The organism is Brachybacterium vulturis (genome assembly GCF_002407185.1).
GTDB classification, from domain to species: Bacteria; Actinomycetota; Actinomycetes; order Actinomycetales; family Dermabacteraceae; genus Brachybacterium; species Brachybacterium vulturis.
In genome coordinates, this window is the sequence record NZ_CP023563.1 from 2,269,050 (window position 1) to 2,288,928 (window position 19,879).

The 19,879-nt window shown below is 72.3% G+C and carries 19 protein-coding genes; 13 read left to right on the forward strand and 6 right to left on the reverse strand.

Translation table 11 applies throughout. The features are described from left to right. Positions 1–37: 37 nt before the first annotated feature. The 3 genes from CFK38_RS10160 to holA are packed head-to-tail and all read left to right on the forward strand — an operon-like array spanning position 38 to position 4,219. Positions 38–838 (forward strand): ComEA family DNA-binding protein, encoded by an 801-nt coding sequence (locus CFK38_RS10160; RefSeq protein WP_096802964.1) that lies wholly within the window; start codon positions 38–40, stop codon positions 836–838. Beyond that, entirely contained in the window at positions 835–3,198 is a 2,364-nt protein-coding gene (locus tag CFK38_RS10165; protein ID WP_096802965.1) for a ComEC/Rec2 family competence protein, read from the forward strand. The genes CFK38_RS10160 and CFK38_RS10165 overlap by 4 nt, the downstream gene beginning before the upstream one ends. 34 nt (positions 3,199–3,232) lie before the next feature. Then, complete coding sequence (holA, locus tag CFK38_RS10170) at positions 3,233–4,219, forward strand: DNA polymerase III subunit delta (protein ID WP_096802966.1); 987 nt, start codon at positions 3,233–3,235, stop codon at positions 4,217–4,219. 100 nt (positions 4,220–4,319) lie between these two features. On the opposite strand, the gene rpsT is transcribed toward holA, so the two are convergent. Beyond that, complete coding sequence (gene rpsT / locus CFK38_RS10175) at positions 4,320–4,586, reverse strand: 30S ribosomal protein S20 (RefSeq protein ID WP_096802967.1); 267 nt, start codon at positions 4,584–4,586, stop codon at positions 4,320–4,322. Between the two features lie 320 nt (positions 4,587–4,906). Beyond that, on the reverse strand, positions 4,907–5,584 hold the full coding sequence (locus tag CFK38_RS10180; RefSeq protein WP_338025005.1) for a type II toxin-antitoxin system PemK/MazF family toxin: 678 nt from the start codon (positions 5,582–5,584) through the stop codon (positions 4,907–4,909). On the opposite strand from CFK38_RS10180, the gene CFK38_RS10185 reads away from it, so the two are divergent. From CFK38_RS10185 to CFK38_RS10215, 7 genes are all read left to right on the forward strand, one after another. Next, the gene (locus CFK38_RS10185) at positions 5,583–7,229 is read left to right on the forward strand and encodes a circularly permuted type 2 ATP-grasp protein (protein WP_157773439.1); all 1,647 of its coding nucleotides are present in this window, start codon (positions 5,583–5,585) and stop codon (positions 7,227–7,229) included. The genes CFK38_RS10180 and CFK38_RS10185 overlap by 2 nt on opposite strands. Then, complete coding sequence (locus CFK38_RS10190; RefSeq protein ID WP_245850979.1) at positions 7,216–8,133, forward strand: alpha-E domain-containing protein; 918 nt, start codon at positions 7,216–7,218, stop codon at positions 8,131–8,133. Before CFK38_RS10185 ends, CFK38_RS10190 begins: the two co-directional genes overlap by 14 nt. Before the next feature lie 11 nt (positions 8,134–8,144). Beyond that, complete coding sequence (locus CFK38_RS10195; RefSeq protein WP_096802970.1) at positions 8,145–8,777, forward strand: M23 family metallopeptidase; 633 nt, start codon at positions 8,145–8,147, stop codon at positions 8,775–8,777. A gap of 120 nt (positions 8,778–8,897) precedes the next feature. Further along, complete coding sequence (gene lepA / locus CFK38_RS10200) at positions 8,898–10,778, forward strand: translation elongation factor 4 (RefSeq protein ID WP_096802971.1); 1,881 nt, start codon at positions 8,898–8,900, stop codon at positions 10,776–10,778. 40 nt (positions 10,779–10,818) lie between these two features. Further along, positions 10,819–11,574, forward strand: a complete 756-nt coding sequence (locus CFK38_RS10205; protein ID WP_096802972.1) for an MOSC domain-containing protein — start codon at positions 10,819–10,821, stop codon at positions 11,572–11,574. Then, a complete protein-coding gene (gene hemW / locus CFK38_RS10210) occupies positions 11,571–12,740 on the forward strand; it encodes a radical SAM family heme chaperone HemW (protein WP_096802973.1) in 1,170 nt (389 codons plus the stop codon). The genes CFK38_RS10205 and hemW overlap by 4 nt, the downstream gene beginning before the upstream one ends. Positions 12,741–12,762: 22 nt before the next feature. Further along, positions 12,763–13,143 (forward strand): iron chaperone, encoded by a 381-nt coding sequence (locus tag CFK38_RS10215; RefSeq protein ID WP_096802974.1) that lies wholly within the window; start codon positions 12,763–12,765, stop codon positions 13,141–13,143. Positions 13,144–13,212: 69 nt separating this feature from the next. Here the strand turns inward: CFK38_RS10215 and CFK38_RS10220 are convergent, their stop codons facing one another. Then, on the reverse strand, positions 13,213–13,977 hold the full coding sequence (locus CFK38_RS10220) for a DUF4870 domain-containing protein (RefSeq protein WP_096802975.1): 765 nt from the start codon (positions 13,975–13,977) through the stop codon (positions 13,213–13,215). A gap of 156 nt (positions 13,978–14,133) precedes the next feature. Further along, complete coding sequence (locus CFK38_RS10225; protein ID WP_096802976.1) at positions 14,134–15,015, reverse strand: DUF3097 domain-containing protein; 882 nt, start codon at positions 15,013–15,015, stop codon at positions 14,134–14,136. A 145-nt stretch (positions 15,016–15,160) separates the two neighbouring features. Here CFK38_RS10225 and hrcA point away from each other — a divergent pair, with 145 nt between their 5' ends. The 3 genes from hrcA (at position 15,161) to CFK38_RS10240 (ending at position 18,253) form a co-directional block, all read left to right on the forward strand. Continuing rightward, the gene (gene hrcA / locus CFK38_RS10230) at positions 15,161–16,198 is read left to right on the forward strand and encodes a heat-inducible transcriptional repressor HrcA (RefSeq protein WP_157773440.1); all 1,038 of its coding nucleotides are present in this window, start codon (positions 15,161–15,163) and stop codon (positions 16,196–16,198) included. A 102-nt stretch (positions 16,199–16,300) separates the two neighbouring features. Continuing rightward, a complete protein-coding gene (gene dnaJ / locus CFK38_RS10235) occupies positions 16,301–17,428 on the forward strand; it encodes a molecular chaperone DnaJ (protein ID WP_096802978.1) in 1,128 nt (375 codons plus the stop codon). 36 nt (positions 17,429–17,464) lie between these two features. Further along, positions 17,465–18,253 (forward strand): 16S rRNA (uracil(1498)-N(3))-methyltransferase, encoded by a 789-nt coding sequence (locus tag CFK38_RS10240; RefSeq protein ID WP_096802979.1) that lies wholly within the window; start codon positions 17,465–17,467, stop codon positions 18,251–18,253. Between the two features lie 83 nt (positions 18,254–18,336). Here CFK38_RS10240 and CFK38_RS10245 read toward each other — a convergent pair whose 3' ends face one another. Further along, positions 18,337–18,984 carry a prepilin peptidase gene (locus tag CFK38_RS10245; RefSeq protein ID WP_096802980.1) on the reverse strand — a complete coding sequence of 216 codons (648 nt, stop codon included), beginning with the start codon at positions 18,982–18,984 and terminating at the stop codon, positions 18,337–18,339. Between the two features lies 1 nt (position 18,985). Beyond that, the gene (locus tag CFK38_RS10250) at positions 18,986–19,876 is read right to left on the reverse strand and encodes a type II secretion system F family protein (protein WP_096802981.1); all 891 of its coding nucleotides are present in this window, start codon (positions 19,874–19,876) and stop codon (positions 18,986–18,988) included. Positions 19,877–19,879 lie beyond the last annotated feature (3 nt).

The following is a 19,879-nucleotide window of genomic DNA, read 5'->3' on the forward strand; positions in this document are numbered from 1 at the left end:
TAGAAGTCGGCGCGAGGGGCGACCTAGCTTCGCTGGCATGGGAGCACATACCGGATCCGAGGGGCCGCGGCGCGGTCGAGCCGGGAAGCATCGCCGGTCCGGGCAGGCGCTGGTGGCGCGCCGGGATCACTGCGCACCGCAGCGGACGCGTCGCCTGAGCCTGCCCGCCCCGTCGCCGTCGGCGCTGGTGGGTCTCGCCGTGCTGGTGCTGATCGCGGTCGGGGTCGTGCATCTGTCCGGCACGGGCTCCGCAGTTCCTCTGCAGACGGCATCGACGCCTCACGACGAGGCGTTCGAGGCCGCCTCCCCGGAACGGACCACCGCCGCTGCGACCGGGGCTGCGGCCCCGCCGCCGCCGTCCGACCCGGCAGCCGCCGCAACCACCGACCGGCCCGAGATCGTGGTCCACGTCTCAGGGGCGGTGGCGGCACCGGGCGTGGTGCAGCTGCCGGGCGATGCCCGCGTCGATGACGCGCTGCGCGCCGCCGGCGGTGCGACGGACGAGGCCGACCTCTCGGTGGTGAACCTGGCCCGCCCCCTCGCCGATGGGGAGCAGATCCACGTCCCGGAGCCGGGTGAGCCTCCCCGCGACCGAGCGGCCGCGGAACCCGGATCCACGGGGGGAGCCCAGGAGTCCGGGAGCGGGGCACCGATCGACCTGAACACCGCCGGCGTCGCCGAGCTCGAGGAGCTGCCCGGGGTGGGGCCGGCGATCGCGCAGCGCATTGTCGAGCATCGGGAGAAGAACGGCTCCTTCACCTCGGTGGAGAGCCTGCTGGAGGTCTCCGGGATCGGACCGGCCACCCTCGAGGAGATCCGCGGACGGGCGACCGTATGACCCGGGCCGATCTGCGCCTGCTCCCGGGCGCGGCCTGCGTATGGGCACTGGCGGTGCTCGGCATCACCGCAGGCACCGAAGCGGCCGTCGCCGGTGCTGCGGTGCTGGCTGCGCTCGCCCTGACCGCGGTCACGCTCACCGGGTCACCACGGACCGCCCGGAGCATCCTCGCCCACCTCGGCATCGTGGTGCTGGCCGGTGCACTGCTGTTCCCTGCCCTGCAGCGACATGGCAGCACGGACGCCGCCTTCGAGCTCGCGGAGCAGGAGGGTCTGATCATGGAGCTGACGGTCGTGGCGGCCGCGGACCCCGCACCTCCGGGCGGCGGACCGTCCTGGGCCCGCGAGGGTCAGCAGATGACGGCGCGGACGGTGCGCGGCCCGGCGCGGGTGGGGCGAGACGCCGTGGTGCTGCCCGCCTCGCTGCCCGTCCTGGTGCGAGCGTCGGGGGCGTCGGCCCGCGACCTGGCCCGTGTGCGGGACGGCGACCTCGCGCACCTGCGGGGACGTGTCGCGGTCAGCGGTTCCCTGGTGATCCTGCGAGCCTCGCAGGTGCGGCCGGCGGCGCAGGCAGGTCCGTCCGGGGCTGCCCGGTCCGTTCGGCACTCGCTGCGGCGGCAGGCACGGCAGGCGACCTCGCACCTGCCCTCGGACGAAGCCGCCCTGGTGCGCGGGATGACCCTCGGGGACACCCGCGGCATGGGGGAGCAGACCGAGGAGATCATGCGCCGGGCAGGGATCTCCCACCTGGTCGCCGTCTCCGGGGCCAACATCGCCCTGGTGCTCGCCGCGGTGCTGGGGCCGCTGCTGCTGTGCGGGGTGCGGCGACGACCCCGGCTGCTGGTCGCCGGGATCGTGCTCGCGGGATACGTGTGGCTGGTGGGGGACGAGCCCAGCGTCCAGCGCGCGGCGACGATGTCGGTCCCGCTGCTGGCCGCCCGCTTCGCCGGGGTGCGAGCCTCCCCGATCGCCGCTCTCGCCCTCACCGTGGCCCTGTGGTCCGTGCTCGACCCCGTCACCGCCGCATCCATCGGGTTCCTGCTCTCCGCCCTGGCGACCGCGGCCATCCTGCTGGCTGCTCCGCCGCTGGCCACCGCTCTGAAGGAGCTCAGCGGCGGCAGGCTCGGCCGCACCGCCGCTCTCGTGCTGGCCGTGCCGCTGGTCGCCCAGCTGGCCTGCACCCCCGTGCTGATCCTGCTCACCCCGGAGGTCTCGGCCTGGGCGGTGCCTGTCAACATCCTGGTGGGCCCCCTGGTGGGACCGTCCACGGTGATCGGGCTGCTCGCCCTGGTGATCGGCACGGTATGGCCCGCTGCAGCCGCCCTGCTGTGGACGCTCGCCGCCGGGGGAGCGCACCTGGTGCTGCTGATCGCGCGGGGGGCTGACGCCCTGCCGGGATCCCGCATCCCCGTCCCCGCCGGAGCCACCGGCGTGCTGCTGGTGCTGGCCGTCCTGCTCGCCGTGGCGATCGCGGTGGCCGCCCGCCGACTGCCCCTGACGCGCTGGGTCGTGGCCGCGCTGCTGGTCGCGGTCCTCGCCCCCGGGGCGGGACGTCTGCTCCCGCTCGGCACGGGACCGGAGTGGACGCTGGCCCTGTGCGCGGTCGGCCAGGGCGACGCCCTGCTGCTGCGCCCGCACCCCGATGACGGGCAGGACAGCACCGTCCTGATCGACACCGGACCCGATCCCGCGATGCTGAGGCGCTGCCTGGACCGATTGCAGGTGCGCGAGATCGACCTGCTGGTGCTCACCCACCCCCATCAGGACCACACCGGGGGCCGGGCGGCGCTGACCGGACGCCGCACCCCGCAGCGACAGTGGATCTGTCCGCTGCCCGGGGCCGCACCGGAATCGGTGCCACGGGTGCCGACCACGGTCGCGACCACGGGGGAGGCCTGGCAGCGTCCCGAGCTCGCCCTGCGCGTGCTGTGGCCGGGCTCCGCCGAGGACGCCCGTCGCGCCAGCGCCGCCGAGCACGGCGGGGGAGAGGGGGACGCCGCCAACGACTGCTCGATCGTGCTCGAGGCGCTCTGGGGCGACGGCACCCGCCTGGTCTCCCTCGGTGACCTCGAACCCACCGCTCAGCAGGAGCTCGCCGCGCTCCGGCCCGGCCCCGCGGACATCGTCAAGGTCGCCCATCACGGCTCCCGGTTCCAGCACGCCCCGCTGTACCGGCAGCTCGACCCCGCTCTCGCGCTGGTGCCCGTCGGCCAGCACAACGACTTCGGCCACCCCACCGAGGAGGCGCTCGGCCTGCTGCACGCCGTCGGCGCCCAGGTGCTGCGCACCGACGTCCACGGCACCGTGGTGCTCCCGGCCGATGACGCCGCCGCGCCGCGCAGCGTCGGCCCGGCCCGATAGGATCAGCCAGTCCCCCCAGCAGTGAGGAGCCCCCGTGAGCGATGTCGAGTGGCACAGCGTCGCCCTCGCACCGATCGTGCTGGTCCACGGCACCGAGACCCTGATCGCCGACCGCGCCGTCCAGCGCCTGCGCGGCCTCGCCCGCGAGGCCGATCCCACGGTGGAGGTCCATGACCTCACCGGGGACGCCGCCGGCCCCGGGGCGCTGGCCCAGGTGGCGAGCCCGTCCTTGTTCGGCGAGCCCCGCTTCGTGGTGGTGCCCGAGCTGCAGTCGGCCCCGGACACCCTGGTCCTCGAGCTGCTGGACTACCTCAGAGCCCCGGAGCAGGACGTCACCCTGGTGCTCGTCCACCGCGGCGGCAACCGCGGCAAGAAGCTGCTGGACGCGCTGAAGAAGGCCGGCGTGCCGCGGGTCGATGCGAGCCCCGTCAAGCGCGCAGGTGACAAGCAGAGCTTCGTGGCCGCAGAGTTCGCGCGGGCGCAGCGCCGCATCCAGCCCGAGGCGCTGATCGCGCTCGTCGACGCCTTCGGGACCGACCTGGCCGAGCTCGCCGCGATCAGCCGGCAGCTGATCGAGGACAGCACCCCGGAGCCCGGTGAGCAGGCCCCGCAGGTGTCCGTGGCCGATGTCCACGCGCTGACCGCCGGCCGGGTCGAATCCACCGCCTTCGCCGTGGCGGACGCCGCGATCGCCGGTCGCGAGCAGGACGCCCTGCAGCTGCTCCAGCAGGCGCAGCTCGCCGGTGCCGACCCCGTCCCCATCGTCGCCGCGATCGCCTCCAAGATGCGGTCCCTGGCGAAGGTCACCGCCCCTGAGGCCAGCGCCCGCACCCTCGGCATGCCCGACTGGATGCTGCGCAGCCTCGGCCGCGAGGCCAGGCACTGGAACGACCGCTCGCTGGCCCGGGCGCTCGAGGCGGTGGCCCGTGCCGACCATGAGGTCAAGGGCGCCGGGCGCGACGCCCGGTGGTCGGTGCAGCGCATGGTGATGGGCATCTGCCGCGCCCGCCGCGCGCACTGACCCGGTCCCCGGGACAGCGAGGAGCCCGGTGCGCATCGCTGCGCACCGGGCTCCTGGCTCACCCCGTCAGGCGGGACGGCAGCTCAACGGCTGCCGGACGTCACTTGCTGACGCCGGCGACCAGCTTCGCGAGACCGGACTTGCGGTTCGCGGCCTGGTTCTGGTGGATGACGCCCTTGGAGACGGCCTTGTCGAGCTTGCGCGAGGCGGACTTGAGCGCCTCGCCCGCGACGTCGGCATCGCCGGTGGAGACCGCGGCCTTCACCTTGCGGGTGTAGGTCTTGAGCTCGGACTTGACGATGCGATTGCGCAGGCGCGCCTTCTCGTTCGTCTTGTTCCGCTTGATCTGGGACTTGATGTTTGCCACGAAGACTCTTCTCTTGTGCTGCTGCGGTGGATCATCCGAGACGGCCGAGGAACGGAGCCGACGGGGACGGCGGTGGGGATTCGCCTGGAGACGTCGGTACCGGGTCGCTGCCACGGGTACTCGCCCGGGTCGCACGAATCGTCGCCCCTGACACGGCGGGACCACGTCATGCGCACACCGAACGGTATGTCACACATACGGTGCAGAACATTACCAGAGCAGAGGCCCCGCACCGCATCGGGTGTGCGCCGCGTCTCGTGCGCCGGTGCTCGCCCGGACGGGTCGCACCCGGGCGGTGAGCCCGCAGCGGCGGTGAGCCGTCACCAGCCGTGCACCTCCCGCACCGCGGCGGCCACCCGGTCGTACCGCTGTCGGTCCAGGCGCCCGCCCTCGCGGCGCACCGCCTCGGGCGACAGCCGCAGCAGCCGGTCGGCGCGCACCTCGGAAGGGCGCCCCCGGCGGTCCCAGTCCCCGGCGCCGATGTCCACCCAGGTCGAGCCGTGCTGGTCCGTGACGGTCATGCCCGGCGCGGTGCGATCGCGGGAGGTGAGCATGAGCGCGACCAGGACCGTGCCGGAGCCGTCGGAGCCGCCCCGACCGGCGTCCTCCTCCGCGATCACCAGCACGGGGCGGTCCTTGCCCTGGGTGATGTCCTCCTCGAAGGGCACCCAGGACCAGACGACCTCGCCCGGATCGGGGCGGCCGTCGGCATGCGGCGCATAGGCGAGGGCCGGCGGGCCACCGGTGCGGCGGTCGGCGAGAGCGGGGGAGCCCTCGCCGAGGCCGGTATCGGCTGCGGAGGCGCCGTGCGGCCGCTGGTCGTCCTGCGCGCTCCGCCTCACCGCGCGGAGCGCGGCACGACCGAGGTCCCGCACGCCGCGGCGGGCGGCGGGGGAGCGCAGGGCGGTGCGGAGGAATCGGGGGATCAGGGACATGGTGCTCGCTTCCGGGGCGTTCCGCGCCACACGGGGCAGGGGTGGTGCGAGAATGGTAGGCATGTCTGCCACCTCGCTGTTCCACAGCGCCCGCACCGGTGCCGGAGGCGACGAGATGTTCGCGCCCGACGGCACGGTGCGGCCCACCTATCGCGCCCTGCACGACGCGCTGGCCGGACTCGGACCCGAGGAGTTCCGCTCCCGCTCGGAGTCGCTGGCCCGCAGCTACCTCGACCAGGGCATCACCTTCGACCATGCGGGAGAGGAGCGTCCCTTCCCGATCGACGCGATCCCGCGGGTGATCGCGGCCGAGGAATGGGCGCGCGTCTCCGCAGGCATCTCCCAGCGGGTGCGGGCCCTCGAGCGCTTCCTCGACGACCTCTACAACGACCAGTCGGCGATCGCCGACGGGGTGATCCCCGCGGAGCTGGTCACCTCCTCGACCTACGTGGTCGATCAGATGCGCGGCTACACCCCGCCCAACGGGGTGCGGATCCACATCTCCGGCATCGACCTGGTGCGTGACGGGGACGGGGAGTTCCGGGTGCTGGAGGACAACGTGCGCACGCCCAGCGGGGTCAGCTACGTGCTCTCGAACCGTCGCGCCATGGCGCAGGGCTTCCCGGAGCTGTTCGCCGACCGGCCGGTCCGCCGCGTCGGCGAGTACCCGGGACGGCTGCTGGCCGCACTGCAGGCCGCCGCGCCGGACATCGCCGACGAGGAGGCCACGGTGGTGGTGCTCACCCCGGGCCGCTTCAACAGCGCCTACTTCGAGCACTCCCTGCTGGCCCGCACCATGGGCGTGGACCTCGTCGAGGCCTCCGACCTGGTCGAGCGCAACGAGCGCATCTACATGCGCACCACCGCCGGGCTGCGGCGGGTGGACGTGATCTACAAGCGCACCGATGACGACTTCATCGACCCCGAGGTGTTCCGTCCGGACTCGATGCTGGGCGTGCCCGGTCTGGTGCGCGCGGTCCTCGCCGGCAACGTGGTGGTCGCCAACGGCATCGGCAACGGCATCGGGGACGACAAGCTCACCTACACCTATGTGCCCGATCTGATCCGCTACTACCTGGCCGAGGAGCCGATCCTGCCCAACGTCGACACCTGGCGCCTGGAGGAGCCGGAGTCCCGGGCGGAGGTGCTGGAACGGCTCGAGGAGCTGGTGGTCAAGCCCGTCGACGGCTCCGGCGGCAAGGGCATCGTCATCGGCCCCGCGGCCACCACCGAGGAGCTCGACGAGCTGCGGGCGCGGCTGCAGGCCGATCCTCGCGGCTGGATCGCCCAACCCGTGGTGCAGCTGTCCACGATCCCGACCCTGGTCGAAGAAGGGCCCGAGCCGCGTCATGTCGACCTGCGCCCCTTCGCGCTGAACAGCGGCGACGATGTCTGGGTGCTGCCCGGCGGGCTCACCCGGGTCGCGCTGCCCCGCGGCGAGATGATCGTGAACTCCTCCCGCGGCGGCGGCTCGAAGGACACCTGGGTGCTCGCCGCGGAGCGCAGCGCCGACACCGGCCCGGCCTCCTCGTCCTCGCAGACGCAGGAGACCCGCGACGAGGGGATCGAGGACCCCACCGACGACAGCTACGACGAGTTCGAGGACGTGCGCGAGGAACCGGTCGAGGAGCGGGCACCCGAGCCCGACCCGGTCACCTCCGCGATCCCGATCATCGACGTCGAGGAGGCACCCCATGATGCTCAGTAGGATCGCCGACGCGATGTTCTGGATCGGTCGGTACGTCGAACGCGCCGACCAGACCGCCCGGATCCTCGACGTGACGCTGCAGACCATCACCGAGGACACCCCGGAGGACCTCCCCGCGGCCTGCGCCGCCGTCTACCAGATCTTCGGGGTGGAGCAGGTCCAGGACGAGGACTGCACGGTCCAGCGGGTGCTGGACCGCCTGGTCACCGACCGGATGAACCCGTCGTCCGTGGCCGGTGCGCTGCTCACCGCACGGGAGAACGCCCGAGGCGTGCGCGAGGCGCTCTCGACCGAGGTGTGGGAATCGCTGAACACCACCACGCTCGGGCTGCCGCGCGGGGTGCGCCCCTCCCGCATGCACGGCGCCTTCCAGTTCGCCAAGGACCGCTGCGCCGTGGTCAATGGCCTGGTGGATTCGTCGATGACCCGTGACGAGGCCTGGCTGTTCCTGCGCATCGGGCAGCTGCTCGAACGGGTCGACATGCTGGCCCGCAACCTGCAGGACCACGACCTGGAGGACTCCTCCTCCGCAGGGACCGTGATGCTGCTGCGGTCGTGCAGCGCGCACGAGGCATATATCCGCACCTACCGGGGACGCGTCCGCTCCTACCGGGCGATCGAGTTCCTGCTGCTGGACTCGATCTTCCCCCGTTCGGCGGTGCACTGTCTCAGCGAGCTCGACGAGGCGCTCGAGACCCTCGCCAAGCTCCACGGCAACAGCTTCGACCGCCTCGGCGCGGCCGAACCCGGCCGGAGGATCGTCGGCCGCGCCCTGGCCAGCCTGCGGTTCCGTGCGCTGGACGACATCATCGCCGACTTCGACGAGGAGATGGAGCAGCTGCAGATGGTCACCGGCGCCGTCACCCGGGCACTGGGCACCACCTACTTCCACCCGGCGCACTGAGCTCTCGGCGGATGAGCAGCGGGGGCCCGCTCGTGCTCGCACTCCCGTTCCGCGGGCGGTGGAAGGTCCAGAACTCTCCGGCGGATCGCGTGCCGAGCCATGGGACCGCGCAGTTCGCCCTCGCCCACTCGATCGATCTCGTCCCGGTCGACGAGCACGGCCGCACCGCGCCCTTCGGCCTCAGGAGCCTGGTGCTGCCCGAGCCGCCCGAGGCCTTCCCCGGATTCGGGCGGGAGGCGCTGAGCCCCGTGGACGGCGTGATCCACAGCCTCCTCGACAGCCTGGACGATCACCACGCCGGCCGGGGGCTCCCCTCGATCGGCTTTGCCCTCACCCAGCGACGCCGGGCCGCGGCGGGATGGACGGCGCTCGCGGGGAACCACGTGATCCTGCGCGCCCGCCACCGGGGCACCGAGGTGTACGTGGCGCTGTGCCACCTCCGTCGAGGGAGCGTCACCGTGCGTCCGGGGCAGGAGATCCGCGTCGGAGCGCCCCTCGGCAGCTGCGGCAATTCCGGCAACAGCACCGAGCCCCACCTCCACCTGCAGGCGATGAGCGCGGCGGACCCGTCGGTCGCCCGCGCCGTGCCCTTCACGCTGCCCGACGGGCTGCCCCGGGGCGGGCAGGTCGTGGACGGGGGCTGAGGTCTCCCTGTGACCTCTGTCCTCGCGCGCGGCGGGGAGCGGGCCGAGGGCGGCTCCCATGAGACGATGGGCCGATGCCCGGGCGCTGCTGCGCCCGACCACGAACCCAGGAGAGGACGTATGCCGGTGAGCCCGAGGATCGCTGTCGATGAGGCCCGGGACATCCTGCCCGCGTCGACACCCCAGGAGCGCCTGCGCAACTTCTGCATCATCGCGCACATCGACCACGGCAAGTCCACCCTGGCCGACCGGATGCTGCAGATCACCGGGATCGTCGAGGAGCGCGCGATGCGCGCCCAGTACCTCGACCGGATGGACATCGAGCGCGAGCGCGGCATCACCGTCAAGAGCCAGGCCGTGCGCATGCCGTGGCAGGTCGACGGCGTGAACTACGCCCTGAACATGATCGACACCCCCGGCCACGTCGACTTCACCTACGAGGTCTCCCGCTCCCTCGCCGCCTGCGAGGGCGCGATCCTGCTGGTCGACGCCGCGCAGGGCATCGAGGCGCAGACGCTGGCGAACCTGTACCTGGCGATGGAGCACGACCTCACCATCATCCCGGTGCTGAACAAGATCGACCTGCCCGGCGCGGAGCCGGAGAAGTACGCCGCCGAGATCGGTCAGCTGGTGGGCGTGGACCCCGACGACGTGCTGCGCGTCTCCGGCAAGACCGGGGTGGGTGTGCCCGAGCTGCTGGACCACGTCGTGGAGACCCTGCCCGCCCCGCACGGCGAGGTCGAGGCCCCGTGCCGCGCGATGATCTTCGACTCCGTCTACGACACCTATCGCGGCGTGGTCACCTACATCCGCGTGTTCGACGGCTCCCTGAAGTCCCGCGACCGCATCGACATGATGTCCACCGGCGCGCACCACGAACTGCTCGAGATCGGGGTCAGCTCCCCCGAGCCCCACCCCACCCCGGGCATCGGCCCCGGTGAGGTGGGCTATCTGATCACCGGCGTGAAGGACGTGCGCCAGTCCAAGGTCGGCGACACCATCACCACCTCGATCCGCGGCGCCCAGCAGCCCCTGGCCGGCTACTCCGAGCCCAAGCCGATGGTGTACTCCGGGCTGTTCCCGATCGACGGCTCCGACTACCCGGTCCTGCGCGATGCGCTGGACAAGCTCAAGCTCAACGACGCCTCCCTGAACTACGAGCCCGAGACCTCCACCGCCCTCGGCTTCGGCTTCCGCGTGGGCTTCCTGGGCCTGCTGCACCTGGAGATCGTCCGCGAGCGGCTCGAGCGCGAGTTCAACCTCGAACTGATCTCCACCGCGCCCAGCGTCGTCTACCAGGTGACGATGGAGGACGGCACCGAGGTCGAGGTGATGAACCCCTCCGACTTCCCGGCCGGCAAGGTCGACTCCATCACCGAACCGATCACCAAGGCCACCATCCTGGTGCCCAGCGAATTCATCGGCGCCGTCATGGAGCTGTGCCAGTCCAAGCGCGGCAACCTCGGCGGCATGGACTACCTCAGCGAGGACCGCGTCGAGCTGCGCTACACCCTGCCGCTGGCCGAGATCGTCTTCGACTTCTTCGATCAGCTGAAGTCCAAGACCCGCGGCTACGCCTCGCTGGACTACGACGTCTCCGGCTCCCAGGTCGCCGACCTGGTCAAGGTCGACATGCTGCTGCAGGGTGAGCCGGTGGACGCCTTCAGCGCCATCGTGCACCGCGACAAGGCGTACAACTACGGCGTCGAGATGGCCGGGAAGCTCAAGAAGCTCATCCCGCGCCAGCAGTTCGAGGTGCCGATCCAGGCCGCCATCGGCGCCCGCATCATCGCCCGCGAGAACATCCGCGCGATGCGCAAGGACGTGCTGTCCAAGTGCTACGGCGGCGACATCTCCCGCAAGCGCAAGCTGCTCGAGAAGCAGAAGGAGGGCAAGAAGCGCATGAAGAACATCGGCTCCGTCGAGGTCCCGCAGGAAGCGTTCATCGCCGCGCTCTCCTCCGACGAGGGCGATATGCCCAAGGACAGCAAGAAGAAGTGACGCCCGGGCGACGGCCCGACGCCGCGGGAGGAGCCCCGAGATGACCAGCGCACCCAGCACCCTCGAGGTGGCGTTCGATCCGGCCGCCACCGGACGGATCGCCGCGGTGTGCACCGTCGCCGAGCTGTTCCCGGTCCCGGCCAGCGGCCTCATGAGCGGGATCGACAAGCGACCGGCCCCCGGGCCGGTCCGGCTGCTCACCCACGGCGTGCTCGGTGATGTCCAGGGGGACCGCGAGCACCACGGCGGGATCTTCAAGGCCGTCTACGCCTTCTCCCGGGAGGTCCGCGAGGCCTTCGTCGACCTGGCCGGGCAGGAGCTGCCGGACGGGTTCTTCGGCGAGAACCTGGTGACGGTCGACCACGACACCGACGAGACGGTCATCGGCGAGCGCTGGCGGATCGGCGGCGCCGAGATCGAGGCCACCTGCCCCCGGACCCCATGCGGCACCTTCTCCGCGAGGATGGGGGACCGGCGCTGGGGCCGCACCTTCACCGCTCAGGGCCGTTGCGGCGCCTACTTCCGCGTCCTCACCGACGGTGAGGTGACCGCGGGCGATGCGATCGAGGTCCTGGCACGCCCCGCCCACGGCGTGACCATCGCGGACGCCTTCCGCGGCCTGACCGCGGAGCAGGCCCGCGCCCTGCTGGACTGGGCAGAGGAGACCGGCACCGTGCTCTACGACTCGCTGGCACAGTCCGCGCTCACGGTGCTGTCCCGGGCGGGGGAGCACCCTGACTTCCCTGCCGCGCTGCGCTCCACCGGCCGCGGGCTCGGACTGGGGATGGGCCTGTGAGCACGGTGCGCCCCGCAGACGGTGACCTGTCGGTCTACATCCACGTCCCCTTCTGCGCCGTGCGCTGCGGGTACTGCGACTTCAACACCTACACCGCCACCGAGCTCGGCGGTGGCGGGTCCCAGGCGGAGTACGCGCACAACGCCATGACCGAGATGGACCTGACCCTCGCCGCGGACCGCGCGGCCGGCTACGACTACCGGCAGGTCTCCACCGTGTTCTTCGGCGGCGGCACCCCCACGCTGCTGCCTGCGGACGATCTGGTCGCGATGCTCGAGCACCTGCGCACCCTGCTCCCGCTCGCGGACGACGCCGAGGTCACCACCGAGGCGAACCCCGACTCGGTGACCCGCGCCTCGCTCTCCCGGCTCGCCGCCGGCGGCATCACCCGAGTCTCCTTCGGCATGCAGTCCGCCGTGCCCTCGGTGCTCGCCACCCTGGACCGCACCCACGACCCCGAGAAGGTGCCGCAGGCCGTGGCCTGGGCGCGCGAGGCCGGCCTGGATGTCAGCCTCGACCTCATCTACGGCACCCCGGGCGAGACGATCGCCGACGTCGAGACGTCCGTGACGTCGGCGCTGGCCTGCGGAGTCGACCACATGTCCGCGTACTCGCTGATCATCGAGGGCAACACGGCGATGGCCCGGCAGCTGCGCCGCGGCGAGCTCACGGCCCCCGATCCCGACGACATGGCCGACAAGTACGAGCTCGTCGACGATCTCGCGAGGGCCGACGGGCTGTCCTGGTACGAGGTCTCCAACTGGTCCCGCACCCCGGCCCAGCGCTCCCGCCACAACCTCGCCTACTGGCGCGGCACCGACTGGTGGGGGATCGGACCCGGCGCCCACCGCCACCGCGACGGACTGCGTGCCTGGAACGTGAAGCACCCCAGCCGCTACGCGAGGATGCTCGCCGCGGGGGAGATGCCGGTGGCGGACTCCGAGCAGGTCACCGCCGAGGACCGGCTGGTCGAGCGGATCATGCTCGAGCTGCGGATCGCCGACGGCCTCGCCGTCGAGGTGGTCCCGGTCGACCGCCGGCGGATGCTCGCCGTGCACCGCGACCGCGGGCACCTCGAGCCCGCCGCCCTCGAGGCCGGCCGGGCGGTGCTGACCCGCAGCGGGCGTCTGCTGGCCGACGCGGTGATCCGGGACCTGGTGCCCTGACGGCTCGGGGCAGACTGGGACCATGACCGCTGCTGCGAAGCCTGCCACGATCGACGAGTACATCGCGCGGCTCGATGAGCCTGCCGCTGCGCGGATGCGGGAGCTGCGGGCCGTGGCCCGGGAGACCGTGCCCGAGGCGGACGAGGCCATGAAGTGGGGCGCCCCGGCCTTCGTGCATCCGCGGGGCACCATCCTGTTCGTCTGCAGTGCGCACCGTCGCCACGCGAACGTCACGTTCACCCCCAGCACGCGCGAGGCCTTCGCCGAGGAGCTGGCCGCCTTCGAGACGGGCAAGGGGAGCGTCAAGCTGCCCTATGTCGCCCCGGTGCCGGTGCCGCTGCTGCGCCGTATGATCACCCATCGCCTGCGCGAGTTCGAGGACGAGGGCGTGAACTGGATGTGAGAACGCCCCCGAGATCGGCGAGCGATCTCAGGGGCGTGCACGGTCAGCGGGCGGCGGAGGCCGCGACGCTCACTTCACCAGACGGAGGTTGACCGGGTAGTTCCAGTACTCGCCCCGGTTCGCCTTGACCGCGCCGATGATCGAGAACACCAGCTGCACCAGGGCCGGCAGACCGACCAGCGGGTACAGGATCGTGGCGATCCCGAAGGTGAAGATGGTCAGGATGGTGATCACGATGGTCAGGACGATCTGGGCGGCGAACACCGCGATCGCACCGTTCAGCGCCTCGGCGGAGTGGAAGCGCACGAAGCGGTCCCGGTCCTTGTACATCAGGTAGACGACCAGCGGGCCCACCCAGCCGAGGAAGCCCCAGCTGACCACGTGCCCGACGGCGACCGCGGCCTGGGCGATCGTCGCCCACAGGCGCGAGTCCGACTGGCTCACGGCCTGCCCGGTCAGCGGCCCGTCGTAGATCCCCGGGGTGCCGGCCGGCGGCAGGTTCTCGCCCTGCGCTGCCGGCCCGGAGCCGTAGGGTGCCTGCTGGCCATGGGGTGCCTGCTGGGCGTGCGGAGCCGGTGCGGCGTACGGAGCCTGCCCGCCCGGGGACGGCTGCTGCGCCGGAGCCTGCGGTGCCGGCTGCGAGGCCGGGGCGGCGTCGATGTCCAGGGGGTGGTTCCTCGCGGCGTCGGCGTCGGCGTCGTAGGCGTAGGGATCGTGCGGATGGAGGTTCGGATCGGAGGTCGGAGCGCCCTGCTCCGCCTGCGGGGGCCGCGGGGCGTCCGGACCGCCGGGCTCGGCGGCATACGGATCGTGGGGGTGCGGTGTCTGGCTCATGATTCCTTCTTCGTCACGGGCCGGCAGGGAGCCGGCGGCGGGCTGATGGATCCAGCCTAGAGAGCATCCGCGGCGTCGTCACCGTGGCGAACCGCCGGATCGTGTGGGGGATAGCCCCCAGACAGGGGGCCTGCGACGGTCAGGACGGGTCGACGGTCAGGACGGGTCGACGGTCACGAAGTCGATGAGCTCCTCGATGCGGCCCGAGAGGGTCGGCTCGACGTCCGCATAGGAGCGCACGGTCGACAGGATCCGCTTCCAGCCCAGGCCGATGTCGGCCTTGTCGGCGCGCGGCCAGCCGAGCGCCGCGAGGGAGCCGACCTTGATGTCCGTGCCCTTGGGGACGTGCGGCCACTCGCGCAGACCCACCCGCGCGGGCTTGACCGCCTGCCACACGTCGACGTAGGGGTGGCCGAGCACGGTGACGTTGCCGCGGGCCCCCGGCAGAGCCCTCACCTCGGCGGCGATGCGGGACTCCTTCGAGCCCTTCACCAGGTGATCCACGAGGATCCCGAGCCGTCGATCCGGCGCGGGGCCGAACTCGCGCACTCGCTCGGCGAGGTTGTCCGCGCCCTCGAGCTGCTCGACGACGATCCCCTCGATGCGCAGGTCATGGCCCCAGACCTTCTGCACCAGTTCGGCGTCATGGGTGCCCTCGACCCAGATCCGGGAGGCGCGCGCGGTGCGGGCCTGCGCGCCCTCGACGTAGACCGAGCCCGAGGCCGAGCGCCGGCGCACCGGGCCGGTCGGGGCCGCGGCGAGGGGGCGGTGGAGCACCACGGGCTTCCCGTCGATCATGAATCCGGGTCCGAGCGGGAACGTGCGGCGCGTGCCGCGGCCGTTCTCGAGCTCGACCACCAGCTCGCCCGCGATCTTCTCGACCCGGGTGATGGCACCGGTGAAACCGGTCGAGGCCTCCTCGACGACCAGGTCCCGTCGAGCGGGGACCTCCTGGGCGACGGGACGGCGACGATGGTGGGCGGGGGGACCGGCGGACAGCACGTCGCGGCCGTACCGGTCGGGGAAGTTCGCAGGCACGCGCGACACCGTACACCCGTGGCGAACGCCTCCCTGCGCAGCGCGCCGGGGCGGCGTACGATTGGCACTTGGCACGGCAGAGTGCCAGTCTGGACCGGCCACGTTTCCGGACACCGACCGTACCGGACACGCATCCGCCCCGACCATGAGACGACAGCACGCAGCGCAGGAGGTGAGGGAGACGGAGGACCGCAAGCTCCATATCCTCGGCGCGATCGTCGAGGACTACGTCGCCACCCGCGAGCCCGTCGGCTCCAAGTCGCTGCTGGAGCGGCACGAGCTCGGCGTGTCCGCCGCGACCGTGCGCAACGACATGTCGCTGCTGGAGGAGGAGGGGCTGATCCATCAGCCCCACACCTCCGCCGGCAGGGTCCCCACCGACAAGGGCTACCGCGCCTTCGTCGACCACGTGGCCACCATCAAGCCGCTGTCGGCCCCCGAGCGTCGGGCGATCCGTGCCCTGCTCGAGGACGCCGGCGACGTCGAGGACCTGCTGGCCCGCACCGTGCGTCTGCTCGCACAGCTCACACAGCAGGTCGCCATGGTGCAGTACCCCGCGCGCCGGCAGGCGAGGATCCGCCACGTCGAACTGGTCAAGGTGGCCGACTCCCTGCTCCTGGTGGTGCTGATCCTGGAGTCCGGGCGGGTGGACCAGCGCACCGTCCCGGTCATGGCGGGCAGGCCGGCGGAGTACTACGCGGTCCTGCGCGACCATCTGAACCGGGTCGTCGCTGGCCGGGAGGTCACCGATCTCACGGTGCCGCTGGGCGAGTACCTCGAGTCGCTGTCGCCGCCCGAGCGCGCGGCCGCCGCCGAGGTGGCCGAGAGCCTCGTGGCCCTGGCCGCGAACCGCGCCGAGGACCGCATCATGATGGCCGGCACCTCGAACATCGCCCGCTCCGCGCAGGACTTCGCCCGCGATGTCGAACCGCTGCTGGACGTGCTCGAGGAGCAGCTGGTGCTGCTGCGCCTGTTCACCGCGATGCACGTCTCCCCGGGGGCCGTCGAGGTGCGCATCGGCTCGGAGCTCGAGGACCGTGCCCTGCACTCCACCGCCGTGGTCGGCGCCGGCTACGGGGCGGGATCCCATCTGGCGATCCTCGGCCCCCGCCGGATGGACTACGTCACCGGCATCTCCACGGTCCAGGCCATCGCCCGCTACGTCTCCCGCTACCTCGAATAGGAGCGCCGTGGGTCCACCGGGCCCGCCCCGCTCGACCCCTGTCTCCGCCCGCCGCTCGCTGCGGCCCGGCCACCCCGACTCCCTGCGAAGGAATCCACCCCTGTGAACGAGGACTACTACGACCTGCTCGGCGTCTCCCGCGAGGCATCGACCGACGAGATCAAGAAGGCGTACCGCAAGCTCGCCCGCACCCTGCATCCGGACGTGAACCCGGATCCGGAGGCCGCCGAGAAGTTCAAACGGGTCTCCCAGGCCTACGAGACCCTCGCCAATGCGGACAAGCGCCGTCAGTACGACATGGGCGGCGGCCCGGGCATGGGCGGATTCCCCGGCGGCGGCGGGGCCGGTTTCGACTTCAACGACATCTTCGACATGTTCGCCGGCGCCTCCGGGATGCGCGGCCGCAGCCAGGGCCCCGTGCCGCGCCAGCGCCGCGGCGGGGATGTGCTGCGCCGGGTCCGGATCGAGCTGCGCGACGTCGTCTTCGGCACCGAGGAGGAGGTCACCTTCCGCACCGCCGTGCTGTGCGAGCGCTGCTCCGGCTCCTGCTGCGAGCCGGGCACCAGCCCCACGCGCTGCACCGCCTGCTCCGGCTCGGGCCATGTGCAGCGGGTCGCCCAGTCGCTGCTGGGCCAGATGGTCACCATGGCGCCGTGCCCCACCTGCGACGGCCACGGCGACGTCATCGAGAGCCCCTGCACCGAGTGCTCCGGCCACGGCCGCACCGCCACCGAGCGCAGCGTGACCGTCCGCATCCCCTCCGGCGTGGAGAACGGCACCCGCATCCAGCTGCGCGGCGAGGGCGAGACCGGCGAGGCCGGCGGTCCCTCGGGCGATCTCTTCGTCGAGCTCACCGTCACCGACCATGAGATGTTCGATCGCCACGGCGACGATCTGGTGACCACCATCGCGGTGCCCATGACCACCGCCGCGCTCGGCGCCACCATCCCGTTGGACACCTTCGACGGCGAGCAGGAGCTGGACGTGCGCCCCGGCTCCCAGCCCGGCGAGGAGATCACCCTCAAGGGGCTCGGTGTGACGCCGCTGCGCCGTGAGCGGCGCGGCGACATCCGCGTGGTGCTCGATGTGGACGTGCCCTCCTCGCTCACCGACGAGGAGCGGGACCTGCTGGAGCAGCTGGCCGCGCTGCGCGGGGACGAGACCACCCGCCGCTCCAAGGGGCAGCGGGGACCGTTCGCGAAGCTCCGCGAGCGCCTGCGCGAGTTCTGAGCCCGACCTGCATCTGAGACGACCGGAGAGCACCTGATGCCCACCACGCCGCCGGGCTTCCTCATCCTCGATGAGGCGCTGGCCTCCGCCGTCGCCGGTGACTCGCTGGAGCTGGCGGGCGATGAGGGCCGCCATGCCGCGAAGGTCGCCCGGATCGGGGTGGGGGAGCAGGTGCTGCTCACCGATGCCCCGGGCCGTCAGGTCCTCGCCGAGGTGACCGCCGCTCGCAAGGAGGCGCTGGACCTGCGCCTGCTCGCGGATCCCACGCCCGCCGTGCAGCGCCTGCCGCGCCTCACCCTGGTGCAGGCCCTGGCCACCGGAGGCCGTGACGAGCAGGCCGTCGAATCGGCCACCGAGCTCGGCGTCGACGCCGTGGTGCCGTGGATCGCGCGGCGCTCGGTGTCCGTCTGGCGCGGGGAGAAGCTGCGCAAGGGCCGCGCCAAGTGGGAGGCGACCGTGCGCGCAGCGGTGAAGCAGTGCCGCCGGCCGGGGATCCCGGCGGTCGGCGAACCGGTCACCACCGCGCAGCTGGTCGCCGACCTGGAAGGACGAGCGGCCGACGGCGCCCTGGTGCTGGTGCTGCACGAGCAGGAATCCGTGGGTGTGATGAGCCTCGCCGCTCAGCTGCGCTCGGCGAGCGAGGACGGGGTCGAGGAGATCCTGGTGATCGTCGGCCCCGAGGGCGGGATCGACACTGCGGAGCTCGAGCAGCTGCGCGAGGCAGGGGCTCGTTCCGTGCTGCTGGGGCCCGAGGTGCTGCGCTCCTCGACTGCGGGACCCGCCGCGATCGCGGTGCTCAGCGCTCTGGTGGGTCGCTGGGGCTGAGCGACGAACCGGCGAGGGACGAGCCGGGAGGAGATCAGCGGGAGAGCTGGGGCTGAGCGACGAACTGGTGAGGGACGAGCCGCTCAGGTGACCGCGAGCGCGAGCGCGGTCCCGGCCACCATCGCCGGGCCGAAGGGCACCTCGCCGCGACGGTCCCGGCGGACCACCATCACCAGCAGCGCGATCACGGCGTTGAGCACGAAAGCGGCGAGCACGCCCAGTATCACGGACTGCCACCCGGCCCAGCCGAGCGCGAGTCCCAGCAGGCCCGAGAACTTCACGTCCCCCATCCCGAGCCCGGCGGGGGAGATCAGGGCCAGGACCAGGTACACGACCATCACGACCATCCCGGCCAGCAGTGCCCGGCCCAGCAGCGCCCAGTCCGGGCCGAGCAGCGCCGCCGGCAGCAGGGAGATGAGCAGCGACGGGTAGGCGAGGGCGAGCAGTCGGTTCGGCAGCCGGTGCTCGGCGAGGTCGACCACCACCAGCAGCGCGCATGCCACGGCGAGCACCACGGCCGGCAGCACCAGCAGCCAGCTGGGAGCGAGCACGCCCGCCCCGGCGCCCAGCAGCGCGGCCAGGGGAACGTGCACATGGTGGCGGTAGAGCCCGGAGGGCTGCTCGGTCACCGCACGCAGGCGCCCCGTCAGCAGCACGGCGGCGAGTCCGGCCAGGAGCCCCGCCAGCAGGGCGGCCGCGATCCCCGGAGCCTCCTGCGCCAGGGCCGCCATCTCAGAGCACCCCGCCGGAGACCAGATCGATCGCCAGCGGGCCCATGATCACGATGAACAGCACCGGCAGGATGAACAGCATCAGTGGGAAGATCACCTTCACCGGCACCTGCATCGCCTTGTGCTCGGCCCGTTGGCGGCGCTTCAGGCGCATCTCGTCGGCCTGGGTGTGCAGCACGCCCGCGATGCCCACGCCGTGCTTGTCCGCCTGGATCACGGCGCGGGTGAAGCGGCGCAGGTCCGGCACATCGGTGCGATCGCCCAGGGAGGTGTAGGCCTCGCGGCGGGAGTGGCCCATCTGCATGTCCTGCAGGGTACGCACCAGCTCCTCGGCCAGCGGGCCCTTGCCGTTGCGGCCGGCGCGCTCCATCGCGGCGTCGAAGCCGAGCCCCGCCTCGACGGAGATCAGCATCTGGTCCAGGGTGTCGGCGAGTTCGAGCGTGATCTGCTCGGCCCGCTCGATGCCGCGGCTGTACAGCAGCAGCTCGGGCACGACGTAGGAGACCAGCAGCACCACGATCCCGATCAGGAACAGCAGCGGGCTCGGGGCGCCCGAGAGCACCAGGAGCAGCAGCAGGCCGAGCACCAGCGGCAGGCCGAGCTTGAGCAGCGCCGACTTCTCCATCGTCCAGCCGTCGGGATGCCCGGCGCGCCCGATCAGCCGCTGCAGCAGCTGCCGGCTCGGCGGCAGCATCAGTCGCAGCGCGAGCCGCGTGAGGAGACCGGGCTGGTCCTCGCCCTCCTGCTCCGTCGGCCGGGAGGGGGCGCTGATCTGCGGCTGCAGCCGGGCCCGCACGCGGCGCGCGTTGATCGCGGGTGTGGCGAGGGCGAGGGCCGCCAGCGCGCAGGCGGTGGCGAGGAGGAGGGCGGCGAGGAGCGCTGTCATCGTCATCTC